Raw genomic sequence first — 22,031 nt, forward strand, 5'->3', positions numbered from 1 at the left:
GTTAGGGCGTGCAAATGGGTTGCGTGCCCTAACCTGTTTTTGCTGTCAATAATCTATCTTAATATTTTAATAAAATATAACCTGTTTTATATTTAGCCCTACCTTTGTCATTATACTCCAGCTGGTAAAAATAAGTGCCTGGCTTTTGCAATGCCATTGTTTTATTGGAATGCCCGTCAAATACTTTATTGATATTATCATAGCCTGTTGCCTGGTAAATTTCTGCACCGGCGGCGTTAATAATGGTAAGCTTATTATCTGGGTATTTTTCAATATTACTGATAATCAGCACATCATTTATACCATCACCATTAGGAGAGATCGCAGGACGTACTACTAAGCTTTCATCTGTTGTTTTCAAACTGTCGGCAGGGGTCTCGGTATATTGACTCGCCATGCTGGCCGCCGCGCGGGTTACTGTTGTGATAAAGCTTTTATTAGTTACTCCATCCTGCGCGGTTACCACCACGGAAACAACGTTACTTCCCACAGCAAGCGGAATTACCTGCGAGGCAACACCGGATGCCACTATAGTACCGTTTACTTTTATAGTTGCATTAGCATCGCTGGCTACAGCGATAACCTGCAAACTGGTTTCGCTGTTCGGTACCGCTGAGGTATAATCCCTGTAATCCGGACCGCTTACCGTAACAAATGCGGAAGCAGGGGAAAATTTAAGACTGGTTAACAGTGCGTTATTAGAAATCCTTGTAACCGTTAGCGTGTATGTTTTTGTGGAAGCATCAGCCGCTGTAACTACTGTAGTAATAGTATTTGTACCTATCGCCAATGGCAGGCTTGCTGAAGCCGCTCCCGACGCTACGGCTGTGCCGTTAACTGTTACCGTAGCCCCGGCATCACTTGTAGTCGGCGTGATTTTAATGGAGCTTACCGCATTGGCTACGCTTGCTGTATAGCTTGTTACAGCACTTGCAAATGCAGGACTTAGTGTGCCGCTACTGATTGTAAGGTTTGCAAGATTAGCGTTAGATGACGCAGCACGGTTAACGGTGGTTACAAAACTTTTGACGGTCGCGTTATCCTGCGCCGTTACTACAACTGAGATAATGTTACTGCCTACAACAAGCGGAATTACCTGTGAGGCTACTCCCGACGCCACGGTAATACCATTTACTTTAATGACGGCGTTAGCATCAGCTGCTACAGCTATAACCTGCAGACTGGTTTCACTATTGGGTACGGCGGAAGTGTAGTCTTTATAATCAGGGCCGCTTACCGTAACAAACGTGGAAGCCGGCGAGAACTTAAGGCTGGTCAACAATGCATTGGTTGACAGCCCGGCCGCTGCCCTGGTTACCGTTAATGTATAGCTTTGCGTAGTGATAGCGTCTGATGCTGTTACTAAGATATTAATGACATTTGTTCCCTCCACCAATGGCTGGCTTGCAGAAGCAGCGCCCGGTGCTACAATTACACCGTTCACCCTTACCGTAGCATCCGGATCGCCGGGCGTTGGTGTTACAGTTATGGAAGTTGTTGCGTTTGGTACAATAGTAGTATAGGCGTTTGTGCCTGGCGCAAAAACAGGACTTAATATCCCTTTACTCGGTTTTAAGTTAGCAAGGGTCGCATTTGATGCAGGCGCACGCGTGGCGGTAATAATAAAACTTTTGGTGGTTGCGCTATCCGGCGCGGTAACTATCACAGTAATTACATTACTGCCCGCAACAAGCGGAATTGCTGCTGATGGCGCTCCTGATGCAACCAAAGTTCCATTTACTTTTATAGTTGCGTTAGCATCCTGAACAACCGAGGTAACTTGTAAGCTGGTTTGGCTATTGGGTACCGATGTGAAATAATTTTTATAACCCGACCCAACCACAGTAACCAGTGGCGTAGCAGGAGTTACCTTTATTGATGTTAAGAGTGCATTGGTTGATAACCCGGCTGCGGCCCGTGTCATCGTAAGCGTATAAGTTTTAGCAGCAGCGCCATTTGATGACTTTACCACAGTACTAATAATATTTTTACCCGCTACTAATGGCAAGTTTGCCGAAGCTGTGCCGGAAACTACCGCCGCTCCGTTAACCTTTATTGTAGCATCCGGATCACCGGCAGTTGGAGTTAGCGTTATTGATGAAAATGCATTTGGTACAATGGCGGTATAACTGATCGTTCCTGCGGCAAATGTTGGGCTCAGTACACCTTTACTTATTGCTAAATTTGTAAGATATGTATTACTGGCCCCTGTTATTACTTTCAGGTTCAGGGTAGCCGTATTGCTGCCGCTGTTATTATAAACCGTTACCGTATAATTTGTTGCCGGGCTCGCTGCCGCTGGTGTGCCGCTGATGATGCCCGTGGTATTGTTAAAGCTTAGTCCCGCCGGTAAGGCAGGGCTGATGTAATAGCCCCCAACCGGGTTGATCTCTTTTACCGCATTGTTCCCGTAGTCTGTCACAAACACGTTATTCGACCCGTCTACCGCTACCCCGAACAGAAAACTGTACCCTGAGCCCACCGTCAGGATCGGACCCCCCGATACCGGGATCTCCTTCACCTGCTTGTTCCCGTAGTCCGTCACAAACACGTTCCCCGATCCGTCTACCGCTACCCCGAATGGCGTGCTGAACCCCGAACCCAGTGTCACCGGTGCACCGCCACCCACGGGGATCTTCTTGATCGCGCTGTTCCCAAAGTCTGCCACATATACATTCCCGTACGCATCTACCGCTACGCCCGTCGGGGTCACAAAGCCCGACCCCAGCGTGATCACTGCGCCGCCACCCACGGGGATCTCTTTCACCGCATTGTTCCCCCGGTCTGCCACATAAACGTTACCCGCGCCATCTACCGCCACATTGAACGGCTGCAGAAAGCCCGAGCCCAGCGTGATGATCGGACCGCCACCTACCGGGATCTTCTTCACCAGGTTATTCCCGTCGTCGGCCACATACACATTCCCCGCTGCATCTACCGCTACGCCGTCTGGGGTGTTGAACCCCGTCCCGATAACCACCGGCGTACCCGTGCCGCCCGGGATCTTTTTGACCACGTTGTTGTTCTGGTCCCCGATATAGATATTCCCCGCACCGTCTACCGCTATCCCCGCAGGGATGTTAAAGCCCGATCCCAGCGTTGTTGTACTGCTGCTGTAAGCCGGTGAGGCCGCTACCCCGCCACTGATCACCGGCGCAAGAGGCGTGATCGCCGTCCCCGCTACATACGTCTGTGGACTGGTATAACTGATGCTTACCGCGTTTACTTTCAGGTTCAGGGTAGCCGTATTGCTGCCGCTGTTATTATAAACCGTTACCGTATAATTTGTTGCCGGGCTCGCTGCCGCTGGTGTGCCGCTGATGATGCCCGTGGTATTGTTAAAGCTTAGTCCCGCCGGTAAGGCAGGGCTGATGTAATAGCCCCCAACCGGGTTGATCTCTTTTACCGCATTGTTCCCGTAGTCTGTCACAAACACGTTATTCGACCCGTCTACCGCTACCCCGAACAGAAAACTGTACCCTGAGCCCACCGTCAGGATCGGACCCCCCGATACCGGGATCTCCTTCACCTGCTTGTTCCCGTAGTCCGTCACAAACACGTTCCCCGATCCGTCTACCGCTACCCCGAATGGCGTGCTGAACCCCGAACCCAGTGTCACCGGTGCACCGCCACCCACGGGGATCTTCTTGATCGCGCTGTTCCCAAAGTCTGCCACATATACATTCCCGTACGCATCTACCGCTACGCCCGTCGGGGTCACAAAGCCCGACCCCAGCGTGATCACTGCGCCGCCACCCACGGGGATCTCTTTCACCGCATTGTTCCCCCGGTCTGCCACATAAACGTTACCCGCGCCATCTACCGCCACATTGAACGGCTGCAGAAAGCCCGAGCCCAGCGTGATGATCGGACCGCCACCTACCGGGATCTTCTTCACCAGGTTATTCCCGTCGTCGGCCACATACACATTCCCCGCTGCATCTACCGCTACGCCGTCTGGGGTGTTGAACCCCGTCCCGATAACCACCGGCGTACCCGTGCCGCCCGGGATCTTTTTGACCACGTTGTTGTTCTGGTCCCCGATATAGATATTCCCCGCACCGTCTACCGCTATCCCCGCAGGGATGTTAAAGCCCGATCCCAGCGTTGTTGTACTGCTGCTGTAAGCCGGTGAGGCCGCTACCCCGCCACTGATCACCGGCGCAAGAGGCGTGATCGCCGTCCCCGCTACATACGTCTGTGGACTGGTATAACTGATGCTTACCGCGTTTACTTTCAGGTTCAGGGTAGCCGTATTGCTGCCGCTGTTATTATAAACCGTTACCGTATAATTTGTTGCCGGGCTCGCTGCCGCTGGTGTGCCGCTGATGATGCCCGTGGTATTGTTAAAGCTTAGTCCCGCCGGTAAGGCAGGGCTGATGTAATAGCCCCCAACCGGGTTGATCTCTTTTACCGCATTGTTCCCGTAGTCTGTCACAAACACGTTATTCGACCCGTCTACCGCTACCCCGAACAGAAAACTGTACCCTGAGCCCACCGTCAGGATCGGACCCCCCGATACCGGGATCTCCTTCACCTGCTTGTTCCCGTAGTCCGTCACAAACACGTTCCCCGATCCGTCTACCGCTACCCCGAATGGCGTGCTGAACCCCGAACCCAGTGTCACCGGTGCACCGCCACCCACGGGGATCTTCTTGATCGCGCTGTTCCCAAAGTCTGCCACATATACATTCCCGTACGCATCTACCGCTACGCCCGTCGGGGTCACAAAGCCCGACCCCAGCGTGATCACTGCGCCGCCACCCACAGGGATCTCTTTCACCGCATTGTTCCCCCGGTCTGCCACATAAACGTTACCCGCGCCATCTACCGCCACATTGAACGGCTGCAGAAAGCCCGAGCCCAGCGTGATGATCGGACCGCCACCTACCGGGATCTTCTTCACCAGGTTATTCCCGTCGTCGGCCACATACACATTCCCCGCTGCATCTACCGCTACGCCGTCTGGGGTGTTGAACCCCGTCCCGATAACCACCGGCGTACCCGTGCCGCCCGGGATCTTTTTGACCACGTTGTTGTTCTGGTCCCCGATATAGATATTCCCCGCACCGTCTACCGCTATCCCCGCAGGGATGTTAAAGCCCGATCCCAGCGTTGTTGTACTGCTGCTGTAAGCCGGTGAGGCCGCTACCCCGCCACTGATCACCGGCGCAAGAGGCGTGATCGCCGTCCCCGCTACATACGTCTGTGGACTGGTATAACTGATGCTTACCGCGTTTACTTTCAGGTTCAGGGTAGCCGTATTGCTGCCGCTGTTATTATAAACCGTTACCGTATAATTTGTTGCCGGGCTCGCTGCCGCTGGTGTGCCGCTGATGATGCCCGTGGTATTGTTAAAGCTTAGTCCCGCCGGTAAGGCAGGGCTGATGTAATAGCCCCCAACCGGGTTGATCTCTTTTACCGCATTGTTCCCGTAGTCTGTCACAAACACGTTATTCGACCCGTCTACCGCTACCCCGAACAGAAAACTGTACCCTGAGCCCACCGTCAGGATCGGACCCCCCGATACCGGGATCTCCTTCACCTGCTTGTTCCCGTAGTCCGTCACAAACACGTTCCCCGATCCGTCTACCGCTACCCCGAATGGCGTGCTGAACCCCGAACCCAGTGTCACCGGTGCACCGCCACCCACGGGGATCTTCTTGATCGCGCTGTTCCCAAAGTCTGCCACATATACATTCCCGTACGCATCTACCGCTACGCCCGTCGGGGTCACAAAGCCCGACCCCAGCGTGATCACTGCGCCGCCACCCACGGGGATCTCTTTCACCGCATTGTTCCCCCGGTCTGCCACATAAACGTTACCCGCGCCATCTACCGCCACATTGAACGGCTGCAGAAAGCCCGAGCCCAGCGTGATGATCGGACCGCCACCTACCGGGATCTTCTTCACCAGGTTATTCCCGTCGTCGGCCACATACACATTCCCCGCTGCATCTACCGCTACGCCGTCTGGGGTGTTGAACCCCGTCCCGATAACCACCGGCGTACCCGTGCCGCCCGGGATCTTTTTGACCACGTTGTTGTTCTGGTCCCCGATATAGATATTCCCCGCACCGTCTACCGCTATCCCCGCAGGGATGTTAAAGCCCGATCCCAGCGTTGTTGTACTGCTGCTGTAAGCCGGTGAGGCCGCTACCCCGCCACTGATCACCGGCGCAAGAGGCGTGATCGCCGTCCCCGCTACATACGTCTGTGGACTGGTATAACTGATGCTTACCGCGTTTACTTTCAGGTTCAGGGTAGCCGTATTGCTGCCGCTGTTATTATAAACCGTTACCGTATAATTTGTTGCCGGGCTCGCTGCCGCTGGTGTGCCGCTGATGATGCCCGTGGTATTGTTAAAGCTTAGTCCCGCCGGTAAGGCAGGGCTGATGTAATAGCCCCCAACCGGGTTGATCTCTTTTACCGCATTGTTCCCGTAGTCTGTCACAAACACGTTATTCGACCCGTCTACCGCTACCCCGAACAGAAAACTGTACCCTGAGCCCACCGTCAGGATCGGACCCCCCGATACCGGGATCTCCTTCACCTGCTTGTTCCCGTAGTCCGTCACAAACACGTTCCCCGATCCGTCTACCGCTACCCCGAATGGCGTGCTGAACCCCGAACCCAGTGTCACCGGTGCACCGCCACCCACGGGGATCTTCTTGATCGCGCTGTTCCCAAAGTCTGCCACATATACATTCCCGTACGCATCTACCGCTACGCCCGTCGGGGTCACAAAGCCCGACCCCAGCGTGATCACTGCGCCGCCACCCACAGGGATCTCTTTCACCGCATTGTTCCCCCGGTCTGCCACATAAACGTTACCCGCGCCATCTACCGCCACATTGAACGGCTGCAGAAAGCCCGAGCCCAGCGTGATGATCGGACCGCCACCTACCGGGATCTTCTTCACCAGGTTATTCCCGTCGTCGGCCACATACACATTCCCCGCTGCATCTACCGCTACGCCGTCTGGGGTGTTGAACCCCGTCCCGATAACCACCGGCGTACCCGTGCCGCCCGGGATCTTTTTGACCACGTTGTTGTTCTGGTCCCCGATATAGATATTCCCCGCACCGTCTACCGCTATCCCCGCAGGGATGTTAAAGCCCGATCCCAGCGTTGTTGTACTGCTGCTGTAAGCCGGTGAGGCCGCTACCCCGCCACTGATCACCGGCGCAAGAGGCGTGATCGCCGTCCCCGCTACATACGTCTGTGGACTGGTATAACTGATATATGGGCCTGTAAATTGGTTTGATTTTATTTTTGATGCGGCTTTTCTGTTAACAAGCCGGGTGTTCATAAGCCTTTTATAATGGGGTGAAGTGATGGCACCAGCGTACAAATTATTGAAACAGCATAGCATCATAAACACGACGATGCTCAATTTTTTTAAGGCAATTAACGGCGAAGAAAAATTTCGCAATAAGGGTAAGGGTGTTTTCATAATAACAAAGTGGGGGAAAAGCTTTTTATATTAATAAGTAAATATTATGTTTCAGGTAATGCTGGTTATATATTACTGTAAATCAATTCGTTTACCAGTTGTAAAAGTTGTTTGCAATTACTAACTGTGTAGCTATAAGTATGGATAGTTTCTCTATCTTCAGCCGCGGTTCAGCGGCATTTTTTCCGAAAAAAATCTGATACATTGGTTTGGGTTTTAAAAGGCATTCGGTACTTATATTAAGAGGCTACTTCATAGCTATACTAACCAGCAATTAATATTATTATCCAACAACACTACATTAACACACAGCGCTTTAGCAATATTTAAGTTTATAAAGTTTATTATTATTTTCAATATTAGCAATGCGGGTTTTACGCTATTTTAACATGAAGTGATTTTTATTTTTTTTGATGGCATTTAATGTAATGCACTATGTTACAGCACGTCAAAAAAAAGCCCACAGACCTCACAATTAAGGTTTTTTTTAAAATCCTGGAGGCTGAAGATTTATTTAACATATCCCATCGCTTTAGGAATTTAAAACAAATAGGCGACAAAGTTTACTTCCCAATTGGTACTATGGCGGCATTTTTTTGCTTTTAGATGAGAAATAGCTAAAAAATAAGCTGGCGGGAATATTCTCACTTAAAGAAAATTTGCTAATTTTCAATTAAACCGCACCACCAAAAAATTCATACCACAAAATAACAATTGGAAATATCTTCGCTATAAACGATGTATTTAACAACAGGATATTGAAAAACGAAGAAGCGGGATCACTACCGGGTTAATAAAAAAAACCGCCTCATAATTGCTTATGAGACGGCCTCTTTGTATTTTTTAATCTTTTTTATTACTTAACCGGAACAATATCAATGATAACCGTTCTGTTATAAAAACGCTCTTCAGGAGCGGTGTTTTCAAAAGGTGCTTTACTAATATCTTCTCCAAAGCCTAATGTTTCAAACTTTACATTATTTTTCCCGGCTTTAGCCAACGCGCGTTCCAGGATATTTTGAACATCATGAGCCCGCTCCCTTGATAACTTCATGTTGTGATCTTCTTCACCTATTATGTCAGTATGCCCGTGTATAATCACGGTCGATCCATCAGCTATTGAAGGGGCTACGACTTCCGTTAAAAATTTATCATACCTGGCAATTGAAGTGCCTTTGTCAAATTCATAAAGAATACTGTATCGCAAACCTTTAGCAGTAGCTTCATCCTGGCGTACAAGGTGAACTGTACCTTCTTTTCTTACCGCCATGCCGGCCTTTGTTTCACCTGTCATCGCTAACTTATAGTCACCTTCGGGATTATTGCCTAAGATGGCGGCTCCGGGGATACTCTCCTGATCCCGGGTGTATGGCCCGTAGTGTTGAGCAATTCCTTTATCATCAGTAATATCTACTGACCATGATTTAAGCAACTGTGCAGCACTGTCAATATTAAGTACGATTTGACTATCAAGCGGGTCTGCCTGTGTGGCATTTATTTGAACAGGCTTCAGCATATCGCCGCCTACTTCTTCTAATAATTCAGGAGAGGCGCTGGTTATGTCAACCCTGCGATCACCGGCGCGAAGCAGCACAAGCTCTTTCGTCCCGCCAGGCTGTTCAGATGGGATAACCGGTTTATTACGTCCCTTTACAGTAATCCTTGAACCATCGATGCCAAATACATCAACCAAATACAGCTTCACTGATTCGGCAAGTTTTATACCGTCTTCAGGGCCTTTTGCTGAAGCACCGCTAAGTGATATTACGGCTCCCGGATTTGATCTTAAACGATCTCCTGTAATATTCAAAATGTTATGATAAACAGTTAATTGCCTTGCTGAGCGGCCTGTCATATCATCAGGCTGGTCTGCCTGCAGCTGTTCTTCCCGGAACAAGCCTGCCTGCTCTTTTGAAAGCAGCACATACCTGGCCGGAACCTGTGTTGATCCTTCATCAAAAAATACTGAATTCCTTAAAGGCAATGTTTCACTTACCTGGCGTTTTAACGAGACTGCTTTAGGTGCACGCACGTTAAAAGTAAAATCGTGCATTGGTAAAGGCACAGGCGTTGCAACAGTTTCTTTAACTATCATTTTCTTAGCCTTTCCAAACTTAAGTGCGATACCCGCCCGAACGGTAGTAACCGACCAGCTTTCGATGGTGCGCGGCTCCTGTCCAAAGTATGGTATAAAAGCAACAAATGGCGAAAGGCTAACTTTGGTTGTGCTGTTTGCTGATGACATCATGATATCATAACCCGCACCTACCTGGCCCGAAAATATGGTTTTGTGCATCGCGCTTAATTCACCATCGGTATTAGGCTGCCTTAACTGCGTATATGCAAAATCCTTATTTATATTAAAAGACACCCTTGGCCCTGCAAAAAAGTACAAACCTGATGCCGGCACACTTAAACGCAAGCTTGGTTCAACAGTGATATAACTGGTACTTGTTTTTAACGTAGCCGGGCAATCGCAAGGGGCAACTACATCGTTAAATTTTCCGCCCCGGCCATCATAGGCAACATTTAACATACCGCCCCAGATACCTGCCGGGCGATACTCTGCCAATATAGACGCATAAGGACGAACGCTCCTGCCTTTATGGAAGGCCGTTGGCGCTATTAATGAATTGTTTAACCTTTGGGTTGTTCCATCATAAAAATTGAAATTTGCTGCTCCGGAGGCACCAAACCACCATGTTGGAGACGTGGTTTGTGCGTTAACCGTGGAGGCTGCCAGCATGGTCACCAAAACACAAGTGATGACTTTTTGAAGTATTTTATTAGTTGATAACATAAGATTTTCTTTTAATTGTATAACTGTTACGGTTTTTAATAAATCCCCCGAAGGGGATATAATACACGGTTTTAAACCAATTGCTTATTGAGGCACATTAACTGTTGTATTTACCATGGTAACTGAAGCAACCAAAGAAATAGCCCTGCCATTTAATACCGTTTGTACTGCGTTACCGGCTGTTGATAAAGTAGTTCCGGCGCTTGAAATAATGGTTCCTGTCATAATACCGCCACCGGCAGCATTAATAGTAGCCGCGCTTCCTACGTACCAGAATACATTTTTCGCGAGGCCTCCATTTATCATCACCACACTCCTGGCTCCAGCCGGACCCGCAATGCCAACAGTAAGACCGGCAGCTGTTTGAAATATCCAAACAGCGTTAGGGTCGCCCTTAGCGTCTAGCGTTAGGTTGCCGTTGGTTATTTTAAATGTTCCGCTTGCAGATTTGTATATGCCCGGTGCTAAAGTTAAACCGCCTAATTCGCCGGCGCCCGGGTCAATTCCACCAGGTTTTGAAGCCGGCGAAATACTGTTATAAGCTATGGTAGCATCAATTAAGGCCTGCGATGCAACAGCAAAAGAAGTAGCAGTGCCAGGTGCCGGAGGAGCCGTGAAGATGCCACCTTTTACATTACCTTTATTAAGTGGAGTTTCTGTATAAACCGCAGCAGTCAGCCCATCGTGAAATCCGGTTACCAATGTTGAGGCCGCTGTTGTGCCAATACCTCCGTTATTTATAACCGTATTTAAACCCTGGTTGGTAATACCTGCATTACCACCAAAAGCCCCAAATTTGGATATACTACCTAATACCGGTGATGCCGCTATCAGCTTAAAGTTTGCCGTGATATTTTTATTGGCATTCATAGTAACGGTAAGCGGATTAACCGAACCTGTTGCATCGCCACTCCATGACGTGAATACATACCCGGCATTTGCGGTTGCGGTAAGTTTTACCTGTGCCCCCTTGCTGTACGCCAGCTGGTTAGGATTTTTAATAACGGAACCGTTTACAGCTGTTACATTTAACGTTACTGTGTTAACAACAAAGTTAGCCACAAGCGCTTTACTTCCATTTAATATAAATGTATAGCTGGCGTTAGTTGAAGCAACAACACCGTTATCTGTCCAGCTTACAAAATCGTATCCGGACTTTGGTACTGCAAGCGCCGTTACAGAAGAACCTGCGCTGAATGAACCTGCTCCCGTTACTGTTCCGCCCGTAGTTGGCTTGGCTGATAAAGCGAGCGTATAAATACTTTTGGCGAAGTTGGCAATCAATGTCCTGTTTGCATTTAATGCAAACGTGTAGCTTGTACTGGTTGAAGCCACAACACCATTATCTGTCCAATTGACAAAGGTATAGCCCGAATTTGCTGCTGCGCTTACCGTAACTGATGTGCCGGCACTATACGCTCCTGAGCCGGTGGTTGAACCACCATCTGGCGGACTCGACGATAATATAACCGCAAATTGCGATGAAGGGATGATTTTAAAGTTAGCAATTAACTTACGGTTGCCTCCCAAAATAAACTGATAACCTGAACTTGTTGATACTATATTACCGTTGTCAGTCCAATTAACAAAAATGTAACCTGCATTAGGCAAAGCTGTAACAGTTACAGACGTACCCGCATTGTAAGATCCTGACCCTTTTGTTGTTCCGCCGGCAACAGGTGATGAGTTTAATACTACGGCAAACTGCGATGCCGGGATAACTTTAAAATTTGCTACTAACACCCTATTACCGGCCATAGTAAACTGGTAACTTGAGCTTGTGGAAACTATGGTGCCGTTGTCTGTCCAGTTAGTGAACACATAACCTGTATTAGGCGTTGCTGTTACAGTAACTACTGATGCCTGGGCAAATGTTCCGAAACCCTCAACTGTTCCGCCGGCAACCGGAAGTGCTGTTAATGTTACTTGTGGAATGGAGGTAAAGGTCCAAATATAGTCTTTAACAAGTGCGGTATGTAAAGTATCGGTAGCACCGGTTGTAATAGTACCGGTATAGGATACAAAGGGCAATAATGGCTGGCTTGGTGTAAAGATAAATACGGTGCCATTACTAGTGGGCGCTATTGTTCCTGCAATTGTCGCAGCGCCCTGTTTTATAGTAAAGGTTTTACTATTAATAGAAGCGGGAGCCATACTTGTATTAAAAGTTACCGATATAGCTTTGGTGAGAACAACGTCCACCGCTTTATCAAGAGGGTCGGTAGAAACTACAACCGGGCATGTACCCTTTATTTCTCCTTTATAATCATCCTTTTTACATCCCGGGGCTAAAACTGCAAAAAGCAGTGCGAGGGCGCAAATGGTTTTTAATATTAAAGAATAGCCTTTGCTTTGACGCGTAAAAATGCCATTCCAACGGGTAGTAATTTGTTTTTTCATAAAATTTTATTTGAAGGGTAAATTGTAATTCCTTAAGTCTTATTGGGTCGGATTTCAGGATATACAAACGTAGGCAGGCTTTGTAACCTATTCGTTACATAACTTTCTTTTTAAGTTATATAATTCACACCTTTTTCAGGCACTGATGCCCTGATAGTCGAGATGCTTGAACGCCGATGGCGTTAGGCCAGTTACCTTTTTAAATTGTGCAGACAGGTGTGCAACACTGCTGTAATGCAGCTTCCACGATATTTCGGTGAGGTTAAGTTCATTATAAATTATCAATTGTTTAACAAATTGAATTTTTTGCATGATAATAAACTGTTCTATAGTAGAACCTTGTACCTCAGAGAAAATATTTGCCAGATAGGTATAATCAAGCTTTAATGTATTGCTCAGGTATTCGGAAAAATTTATTTTAAGCGGTGTATCAGAATAATGGATCATATCAATAATCACATTTTTAATTCTTTCAATTAAGATGTTTTTTTTGTTATCCAACAGCTCTAAACCGTAATCAAGCAATGCAATTCCAATAAGCTGGCTTTGTTCCGGTGTAATAAATCCAGATATTTCAATCCTTCCCATCTCTATATTTATGCATTTTAGCCCGAATTTTTCGAATTCTGATTGAACAATTATTTTGCAGCGAACGCTGACCATGTTTTTTATAAAGAGGTACATTGTAACTTACCGCTTGCAAAGCAAGTGCCTATATAAATTCCCTTATAGCCTTTTGATAACTAATGAATAACGTTAATAAAGGCTAAAAATTTAAATAATGCCCCTTCGCAACACAAATGCCCTATTTGAAGTCAAAAAAATAATGCGGCAGTAAAAACCAGCTAAATAAATACGATAACTACCATCAGCTTGAGCTTGAAGCGCCGCACCGATTCTGATTAGAAAAAAGGAATTAATTAGTCCTGTAACGAATAATGGCTTATTATTATGATTGTAGATAGCTTATTACGCCAGTGTGGAAAGATACAAGCAAAACCACTGTTTTGAGCAATTTAAAAGACGAGTTGCCTTAACTATAGTTTGACTTTTTTATCAACTGCTTTATATCCTTAATCCGGATCTTTCTGCCATCAGTTTCCAAGATACCCTCTTCTTTAAACTCTTTTAACAGGCGGATCACATTTTCATGGGCAATTCCGGCCATGTTAGCGAGGTCTGTTCTGGAGATATTCAAGATTATTTCTTTTCCGTCAGATACCTCATCTTTAAATTTTTCACGAAAAACGATCAACGCTAAGGCAAGCCGTTCCGGCGCGGATCTGTGGGCTATAACAGAAATACTGTTTGCTAAAACCGTAAATTCATGGCTTAAAGCTTTCAGCAACCGATGGGAAAAGGCCGGCGACTGATGTAACACTTTTATAAAATCTTCTTTAGGGATAAAACTGATCAGGCTATCCTCGATCGCTGCTGCCGAATCAGGATATCTTTCTTCTGATAAAACGGCATGGTAACCAATAAGCTCGCCCTGGTTGGCTACGTATATGATCTGTTCTTTAGCCAGGTTATCAATCTTGAACTTTTTTACTCTCCCGCTTCTTATTAAAAAAATACCGGACGGAACAGCTCCCTCCCTGAAAATAACGTCGCCCTTCAAATATTTAAAATCGCTTTGATTAGCAACTAAGGCTGAATAATCTTCTGCTGAAAGGATTGTAAGTATTGATTGCGTTGTAAAATTCCATCGGTCGATAGGAAAAATTCCGGACAAGCTCATATTGCAAAGGTAAAGAAATAAAAAACTGATAAATATCATATTCTTCATTGATTTAATACGGTAAAACGCTTTAAAACAGCCACTAACTTTGAATATCATGAAAAGTTACCCGTTTTCTCATTTTCCGCCGGTACCGGCCGGGCAACGTTTAGGATCGAATGAAAATTCAGAAATGGATAATTTGAACGGTTGCTTATTCAGGAACGATGCAGAATTTGACTGGCTGTATCCAAAAAAAGCACAATTATTATCCCTTAAACATTGGTCTCCCCTTTCTGTGGCCCACAAGGCAGCTGAATTTTTAGCCGAACCCGGTGCCAGGGTGCTTGACATTGGTAGCGGAATTGGTAAATTTTGCCTTACGGCGGGCTATCACTTTCCGGCCAGTTCTTTTTACGGAGTGGAGCAGCGGCTGGAATTAATTGATTTGGCAGAAAAAGCAAAAAAATACACCAGGCTGTCAAACGTAAATTTTATTCACGGCAACATTACCCAGATACATTTTAAAGAATTTGATCATTTTTATTTTTACAATTCCTTTTACGAAAATCTTGATCCGGTAAATCAAATTGATGATACCATAGAGTTATCCGAAAGCTTATATTCTTATTATACGCAATACCTTTACAACGCCCTATATGAAAAACCACCGGGAACCAGGCTGGTTACTTTTCATAGCCTGGAGCAGGAGATACACACGAGTTATAAACTGGTAGATTTTTCATGTGATACACTGCTAAAAATGTGGATCAAGCAATAACCAATGAAGTATTTCAATTTTCAACTGCTTTACGACCGAATTTTAAAAAACCCTCAAAACCAAAGAAAGATGCCCTATTATACTTTAAGCCCCCCGCTTTTCAGCAAGGATGCGGCTTTCGACAATTTATATCCCGAACATATCCGGGCGTTATCACCAATGCATTGGACCGCTGTTGACATCGCCAAAAAAGCCGGTGCGTTTTTGGCCGTTCCAAATGCCAGGGTGCTTGATATCGGCAGCGGTGTTGGAAAGTTTTGTATGGTAGCAGGCTTTCATCACCCCGAAACAACATTCTACGGCGTAGAACAGCGCAAAGAGCTTTATAATATTGCTGAAAAAGCAAAAGGCGAAATCAATTTGCCTAATGTGAGTTTCATTCATGGGAACCTTACAGAATTGAACTATGGAAACTATGATCATTTTTATTTTTATAATGCTTTTTACGAAAACATTGAGCCAGACAGCCGGATAGATTATTCTGTAAGTACTTCGTTCGAATTATATGAGCTATATACCCGGTTTGTGTACGAAATGCTTGATAAAAAGCCGTCTGAAACGAGGCTGGTGACTTTTCATTGCACTGAAGGACAAGTTCCGCCGAGCTATCAATTGATAAACAACTCCTATAGCAGTGTACTGAAAATGTGGATAAAGGGATAGTATGGGCGTGCGGGTGATTTCAGACACTGCTATATAAGTTATGCCGCAGCGCTAAAGGTTTTAAAAAAAGGGAATGAGTGATGTTTAAACCAAAGTTAGTTGACGTTTTAAGAAATTATACAAAAGAGCGGTTTCTTAAAGACATGGTCGCTGGGGTGATCGTTGGAATTGTTGCTTTACCACTGGCTATTGCGTTTGCCATAGCCTCTGGTGTTTCGCCGGAAAAAGGGATCTTCACGGCCATTATTGCCGGATTTATCATATCAGCCTTGGGGGGCAGCCGCGTACAAATAGGTGGGCCAACGGGCGCATTCATAGTTATAGTTTACGGTATTGTTCAGCAATTTGGCATTAGCGGCTTAGTTATAGCCACTTTTATGGCAGGCATTATATTGATAATTATGGGCATTGCCAAATTAGGGAGTGCTATAAAATTCATACCATACCCACTCATTATTGGCTTTACCACAGGAATAGCCGTGATCATTTTTTCATCTGAAATGAAAGATTTTTTCGGGCTAAAAATGGGGGCTGTTCCAGCTGATTTTATTAGCAAGTGGATGGCTTATGGGCTGCACCTGTCTTCTGCCAACATATATGCAGTAGTAATTGGGGCATTTACCTTGCTGGTTGTTTTTTTATGGCCAAAAGTAACGCATAAGGTCCCGGGATCGTTAATAGCGATTATAATTACAACGCTTGCTGTTTATTTTTTTAAAATCCCCGTTGAAACTATTGGCAGCCGCTTTGGGGTTATTTCGTCATCGTTGCCGCACCCGGTAATTCCGCAGGTAAGCTTCACTACGGTTCAGCAACTAATAAGGCCGGCTTTCACCATAGCGCTGCTTGGCAGTATAGAATCATTATTGTCGGCTGTGGTAGCGGATGGAATGATCGGCGGAAACCACCGGTCAAACACAGAACTTATAGCGCAGGGAGTTGCAAATATGGTTTCTTCCATATTCGGCGGAATTCCAGCAACGGGCGCTATCGCACGCACTGCTACCAACATTAAAAATGGTGGACGCTCGCCTGTTGCCGGAATAATTCATGCAGTTACGTTGCTCATCATTATGCTTTTTGCAGGTAAATGGGCTGCTCTTATACCAATGGCGACCCTTGCAGGGATACTTATTGTGGTGGCCTGGAATATGAGCGAAATAGAAAACTTTATGGATGTGCTAAAAGGCTCGAAAAGTGACGCCGCTGTTTTGCTGACAACATTTGGACTTACCGTGCTTGTTGACCTTACCGTGGCAATAGAGATAGGGATTATATTGGCTGCGTTTTTATTTATGCGAAAAATGATGCAAAGCAGTTCGGTACAGCAAGCCGTTTTTTCGCCGGAGCATTTGCATGACGAACAACCTGACCTGCCAGATATTCCGGAAGGGATTGATGTGTTTGAGATAAACGGGCCTTTATTTTTTGGTGCGGCTTATAAATTTAAAGATGCAATGAGAGTATTGGAAGATCCGGCGCAGGTATTGATCATCAGGATGAAGAATGTCCCTATTATTGATGCCACCGGCATCAGGGTATTGAAAGAAGTTAATAAAGACATAAAAAGAAAGGGCACAAAACTAATCCTTTCCGAAATTGACAGTGTCCAGGTTACAGAGGAATTAAAAAAGGCAAGGCTGTTATTTCAGATCGGGAAAGGTAACATAAAGGATACTTTTGAAAAAGCGCTAATACGTGCAAATGAAATTTTGTTAAGTAAAAACAACATTTAGGGGATCTGGTTTTACTGAATCAATTCCATTCGTTTGATGATCTCAAAAAACCATCCCGTTTCACAAAGCAAATATCGCACTGTCCCAGCGCACCGTCTAAAGGTCTTCGTGAAAATCCCGCGAAGTCGTAAACTAAATAATCTCTTTCCAACATAAAATTCATCACTTCCGAAAAAATCGGCATGCCGGTAACATCACTAAAAGAGAACAAAGAAGCCTCCAGAATAAAAACTTCTGTTTTACCAAAAAGTCGCCCGGCTCCTTTTAGGGCTTCCAGTTCATATCCCTGTACGTCAAGTTTAACCAACTCTGGCACCTCAAATTCATTAGTTGCAATTATCTCGTCAATTGCAATCATACTTACCATTCTTTGCCGTCCGACCGCTTTGTGGGCTTCATCCTCAACCGGTAAAAAAGAAGAGCCTGCAAAATCGTCCCAAAGGGTTAAATGTTTTTTTTCTGTTACAGGCCCGGCACCTGCAATAAAGTAAGTTGAGTTATTTGACGTACTGCAAAATAACTTCAGGTTATCCTCCATCTCAATTTGCGGTTCAATTAAGCAAAACTTTGCCTCCGGGAATATTTGTTTCGCCATGATGCTCCAACTACCGGTATGCGCACCTACATCCATTATTGACCTGCAGTTTAATCCACGGGCCTTTAAATCCTCAAGCAACAGGTTCATACTGCCTACCGGCCTTTGTGGAGCACCCGGAGGGAAGGGATCAATTCGCCTTAGCTCATATCCAAAGAAATTAAACAGTTTCTTTAAGGCACTTTTCATCTTATAAACGTAATCAATTGACTTGATTATTTATTTCGCAATAGCAGCCTTTAACAACCCTTGCAACCCGAGCCAGTCGCCAAACCTTTCTATCCAGCTATCGGTTGGGATATTTTGTTTATGCATGCCAAACCCATGCCCTCCCTTTTCATAAATGTGTAGTTCTGCAGGATGTTTTGCCACCAGCCATTTAGAGTAAAGGTCAACGCTGTGCGGGGCAAGCCCCAGTTGGTCGTCCGTTGCCGCTGCAATGAACAAGGGAGGCGCATCCGGCAGCACAGTACCTTGCAGAAAATGTGGTATATACGCATAAATTGGAGCCGCAAAATCCGGTCGGTTTTCCGCTGTATAGTTAAAGGCACTTGAGGCCGCAACTGTTCCGCCCGCAGAAAACCCGATGATTCCGACACGGTTAGTTGCGATGCCATAATCAGCAGAGTGCGCACGTACGTATTTAATAGCTTCTCTGCCATCTGCTATAGCAAAGGGAACTATAGGCTTTATTTTATCTGCAAAGTCACTTTTTTTCATATTGTCGCCCAACTCCTTTCCCGGGTTGTCTGTTAAGCTTCGCGCCACCCGGTATTTAAGCACAAAAACTGTAACGCCCTTTTTATTGAGCCAGTGCGCAACGTCGATACCTTCTGAATCTATGGCTAAAATATAAAATCCGCCACCGGGGCACACAATCACAGCCGTACCCGTGGCTATTGAGGGATCGGCAGGATAAACCGTTAAAGTAGGGTGCGAAACATTGTACACCAGCGCGTTTCCACTGCCTGTACCATATTCTTTCTCATTGTACGTCCACTTTTCGGAGCCTGGCGCGGCACCGTTATACAACTGAATTACTTTTTGCTGAGCTTTTGCTCCCAGAGCAATAAGCAGCAAACAGGCTATGGCAATTCTCCGGTTCATAATTAGGTATCGATTAAAGGTAAAGAAAGAGTTGGGTTATAATACACCTGGTAAGGCTTTTTAACACTAAAATTATTATTAAAGCTAAAAAAGTATCAGGTATTTCTAAAACAGTATAAGTAATAACCTGGCTTTTGCGCATTTATAAAAACCCCCTTACACTTGCTGCTTGGGGGTTTTACCTAAACCTTATTACTAAGGTAAGCGGGTTGCCTACTTTATAATAAGTAGTAAATATAAAATTCCTAAATCGAAAATGAAGATACATAGCATATTTATCACACACCTTTAACAAAAAAAGTAAAGAAATATCATGGAATTTTATCTATTTACCGCGTGTGATAATTTTATAATATCCTATTTGGTCAAATTTCGAAACCTCGTAGGTATTTATGGTATTTAATATTTAAAACATAATTTTGAAAGAGACCATAAGAAAACTATTAGTGGTTACACTACAGGTTTCAGCATTTACTAATCGTTATAATTTATGAAAAAAGTCGTGGTGAATTTCTCCGACGAGGAGTTAATTGAAGCACTTAAGCAACAACAAGTTAGCAATATGGCAATAGCATTTCTGTATCGTAATTATTATGGTGTATTAAGCAATTACATAAAACTTAACAAAGGATCACAACAGGATGCGGAAGATATATTTCAGGAAGTGGTTGTAAACTTTATTGAAATTATTAAAGCAGGAAAATTCAGAAGTGAATCGAGTATAAAAACGTTTCTTTTTACCTTAAACAGGTTTACCTGGTTAAATGAACTTAAAAAGAGAAGCCGAACCCTGGCACGGGAAGAGAAATATGAAGATGATTCAGAAGTGGATGACAGGGATCTGAGTCATTTTTTAGTAGAAAGGGAATCAAAAAATATGGTGGTGGCAATGATGGATAAACTCGGCGAAACGTGCCGCAAAATTTTACTGGCATATTACTATGATAATTTTTCGATGAAAGAGATACTTCCACTTGTGAACTATGAAAATGAACAGGTGCTCAGGAATAAGAAATATAAATGTTTGAAAAACCTGGAGCAAATACTCGCAGCCGACCCCGGCTTATCTAAACGATTTAAAAGCGCTTTGGCTTATGGACACTAACAATAAACAACCGGACAACAGAATAATCAAATACCTTGATGGTGAACTGACAGGGGATGAATTGAATGATTTTGAAAAAACATTAGCCGAAAACGCTTCAATTAAAGCGGAACTACAAAGCATGAAACTGGCAAAGTCAGTAGTACAGCATTACGGATTGAAACATCAGGTGGCGCGTGTTCATGGCAGCATGATGGCGGAGCTTAATACAGAAACTGAAAGCATTAACAAGCGCGGTATATATCCTTTTATCCGTAACACAATGCGGATAGCAGCGGCATTATTTGGTTTCATGGTTTTGTTCGGGGTTTATGAGTTTGTTTCGGTATCACCGTCAAAATTAGCCCGGGAAAATTATCGGTCTTATGAAGTGAGTATTGAACGAGGCACTGGTAAAGTTTCTGCTATTGAAACGGCTTACTTAAGTAAAAAATTCAAACTTGCCATCAATTACTTGAAAAAAGAAGACAGCATAACTCTTAAGGAACATTTTTTGGGAGCGTTATCATACCTTGCTGATCAACAGCCTGCAAATGCCATCAAAGAATTTGAAGTAGTACTGAACAAACCCGACGCAGCATCAAGTTATAAAGATGATGCTGAATATTATTTGGCTATTAGTCACCTGCAAAACAACCAACCTAAAAATGCAGAGGAACTATTTAAAAAAATACACAACGATAAGGATCACCTATACCACAACAAGGTTAGCTGGTGGACGATGTTGAAAATCAAAATACTCATCCTAAAAAATCCCGGTCATTAACCGGGATTTTTTTTTGTAGCATAATGGGGTGAGTTTATCTATCTAAAAAAAAATCAGTCTGCGGTTACATCCTTTCTTTTGGCGTACACTAACTATAAAAAAAGGGAAATTATGAAAACTTTAAAAACAAACACTATCAAACTTGCAACGGCTCTTTTGATATTATCAACAGCGTTAGTTAGCTGTAAAAAAGATACCGGCGTGAAACCCGCCGCAGGATCGCAAATCTCATTCGGGATAAAAGCCGGCAGTTCATTAACCCCGCTTTCCGCTTCCGGCCTGCAAACTGCTGCGGTAGCACCCGTTATCAGCTGGACACAAGGTACAGCTAATATCGCCGAATTTAAATTTGAAGCGAAAATGGGCGGCATTAAAAAGGAAGTTAAGGCAAAAGGGCTTACAAATGTTAACCTGTTTGACCTTTCACCTTCTTTTGTAAATACAACCATTGACACCGGCCTTTTTAGCGAGATAGAGGTAAAAGTTGAATTTGTTAAATCAACAACCGGTGCTGCTATCCCTTTGGTGTTGAAAGGAAGTTTTACTAAGCCCGATGGTACAGTGGTTCCTGTTGAGCTTGATGTGAACGATAATTTTGAAATTAAAGCCGAAGCAAAGAATGTATTTATCGACAAGACAACCAATCTTAAAACAACACTGATCCTGCGTTTAAACGAGTTACTACAGGGGGTAACGCCCGCCGAATTAGCTGCCGCTACTCAAACATCGGGAACTATTGTTATCAGCAGCTCATCAAACGCGGCACTGCTTAATAAAATCATATTAAACTTGCAGAACATAGGCGGCACAGAGTTTGAAGGCGAGCACGAACATAAAGGCGGCGATGACAATGGCCAAAACCAGGGCGGCGAGAGCCACGGTAGTGATGGATAATAATTGTG

The 22,031-nt window shown here is 45.1% G+C and carries 13 protein-coding genes; 6 read left to right on the forward strand and 7 right to left on the reverse strand.

Features of this window, described 5'->3' with window-relative positions:
- Positions 1–58: 58 nt before the first annotated feature.
- The 5 genes from MuYL_RS20445 to MuYL_RS20465 form a co-directional block, all read right to left on the reverse strand.
- Positions 59–7,312 (reverse strand): cadherin-like beta sandwich domain-containing protein, encoded by a 7,254-nt coding sequence (locus tag MuYL_RS20445; RefSeq protein ID WP_170309775.1) that lies wholly within the window; start codon positions 7,310–7,312, stop codon positions 59–61.
- A gap of 1,000 nt (positions 7,313–8,312) precedes the next feature.
- On the reverse strand, positions 8,313–10,256 hold the full coding sequence (locus MuYL_RS20450; protein ID WP_094572321.1) for an OmpA family protein: 1,944 nt from the start codon (positions 10,254–10,256) through the stop codon (positions 8,313–8,315).
- An 84-nt stretch (positions 10,257–10,340) separates the two neighbouring features.
- Positions 10,341–12,656 carry an InlB B-repeat-containing protein gene (locus tag MuYL_RS20455; protein ID WP_094572322.1) on the reverse strand — a complete coding sequence of 772 codons (2,316 nt, stop codon included), beginning with the start codon at positions 12,654–12,656 and terminating at the stop codon, positions 10,341–10,343.
- A gap of 135 nt (positions 12,657–12,791) precedes the next feature.
- Complete coding sequence (locus MuYL_RS20460; RefSeq protein ID WP_317043858.1) at positions 12,792–13,244, reverse strand: helix-turn-helix domain-containing protein; 453 nt, start codon at positions 13,242–13,244, stop codon at positions 12,792–12,794.
- Between the two features lie 445 nt (positions 13,245–13,689).
- Positions 13,690–14,397 carry a Crp/Fnr family transcriptional regulator gene (locus MuYL_RS20465; RefSeq protein WP_094573045.1) on the reverse strand — a complete coding sequence of 236 codons (708 nt, stop codon included), beginning with the start codon at positions 14,395–14,397 and terminating at the stop codon, positions 13,690–13,692.
- 97 nt (positions 14,398–14,494) lie between these two features.
- Between MuYL_RS20465 and MuYL_RS20470 the strand changes: the two genes are divergently transcribed.
- The 3 genes from MuYL_RS20470 (at position 14,495) to MuYL_RS20480 (ending at position 17,556) form a co-directional block, all read left to right on the forward strand.
- Positions 14,495–15,157, forward strand: coding sequence for a class I SAM-dependent methyltransferase (locus tag MuYL_RS20470; protein ID WP_211710191.1), 663 nt, complete (start codon positions 14,495–14,497; stop codon positions 15,155–15,157).
- 3 nt (positions 15,158–15,160) lie between these two features.
- Positions 15,161–15,820, forward strand: coding sequence for a class I SAM-dependent methyltransferase (locus tag MuYL_RS20475; protein WP_157741001.1), 660 nt, complete (start codon positions 15,161–15,163; stop codon positions 15,818–15,820).
- An 80-nt stretch (positions 15,821–15,900) separates the two neighbouring features.
- Positions 15,901–17,556 carry a SulP family inorganic anion transporter gene (locus tag MuYL_RS20480; protein ID WP_094572325.1) on the forward strand — a complete coding sequence of 552 codons (1,656 nt, stop codon included), beginning with the start codon at positions 15,901–15,903 and terminating at the stop codon, positions 17,554–17,556.
- Between the two features lie 19 nt (positions 17,557–17,575).
- Here MuYL_RS20480 and MuYL_RS20485 read toward each other — a convergent pair whose 3' ends face one another.
- Both MuYL_RS20485 and MuYL_RS20490 read right to left on the reverse strand, forming a co-directional pair.
- Positions 17,576–18,340, reverse strand: coding sequence for an FkbM family methyltransferase (locus MuYL_RS20485; protein WP_094572326.1), 765 nt, complete (start codon positions 18,338–18,340; stop codon positions 17,576–17,578).
- A 30-nt stretch (positions 18,341–18,370) separates the two neighbouring features.
- Positions 18,371–19,258, reverse strand: a complete 888-nt coding sequence (locus MuYL_RS20490; RefSeq protein ID WP_094572327.1) for an alpha/beta hydrolase — start codon at positions 19,256–19,258, stop codon at positions 18,371–18,373.
- Between the two features lie 490 nt (positions 19,259–19,748).
- Between MuYL_RS20490 and MuYL_RS20495 the strand changes: the two genes are divergently transcribed.
- The 3 genes from MuYL_RS20495 (at position 19,749) to MuYL_RS20505 (ending at position 22,023) form a co-directional block, all read left to right on the forward strand.
- On the forward strand, positions 19,749–20,363 hold the full coding sequence (locus MuYL_RS20495) for an RNA polymerase sigma factor (RefSeq protein WP_094572328.1): 615 nt from the start codon (positions 19,749–19,751) through the stop codon (positions 20,361–20,363).
- Positions 20,353–21,129 carry a hypothetical protein gene (locus MuYL_RS20500; protein WP_094572329.1) on the forward strand — a complete coding sequence of 259 codons (777 nt, stop codon included), beginning with the start codon at positions 20,353–20,355 and terminating at the stop codon, positions 21,127–21,129. The genes MuYL_RS20495 and MuYL_RS20500 overlap by 11 nt, the downstream gene beginning before the upstream one ends.
- Positions 21,130–21,240: 111 nt before the next feature.
- Complete coding sequence (locus MuYL_RS20505; protein ID WP_094572330.1) at positions 21,241–22,023, forward strand: hypothetical protein; 783 nt, start codon at positions 21,241–21,243, stop codon at positions 22,021–22,023.
- Positions 22,024–22,031: the final 8 nt, after the last annotated feature.

This window comes from Mucilaginibacter xinganensis (assembly GCF_002257585.1).
Taxonomy (GTDB): domain Bacteria; phylum Bacteroidota; class Bacteroidia; order Sphingobacteriales; family Sphingobacteriaceae; genus Mucilaginibacter; species Mucilaginibacter xinganensis.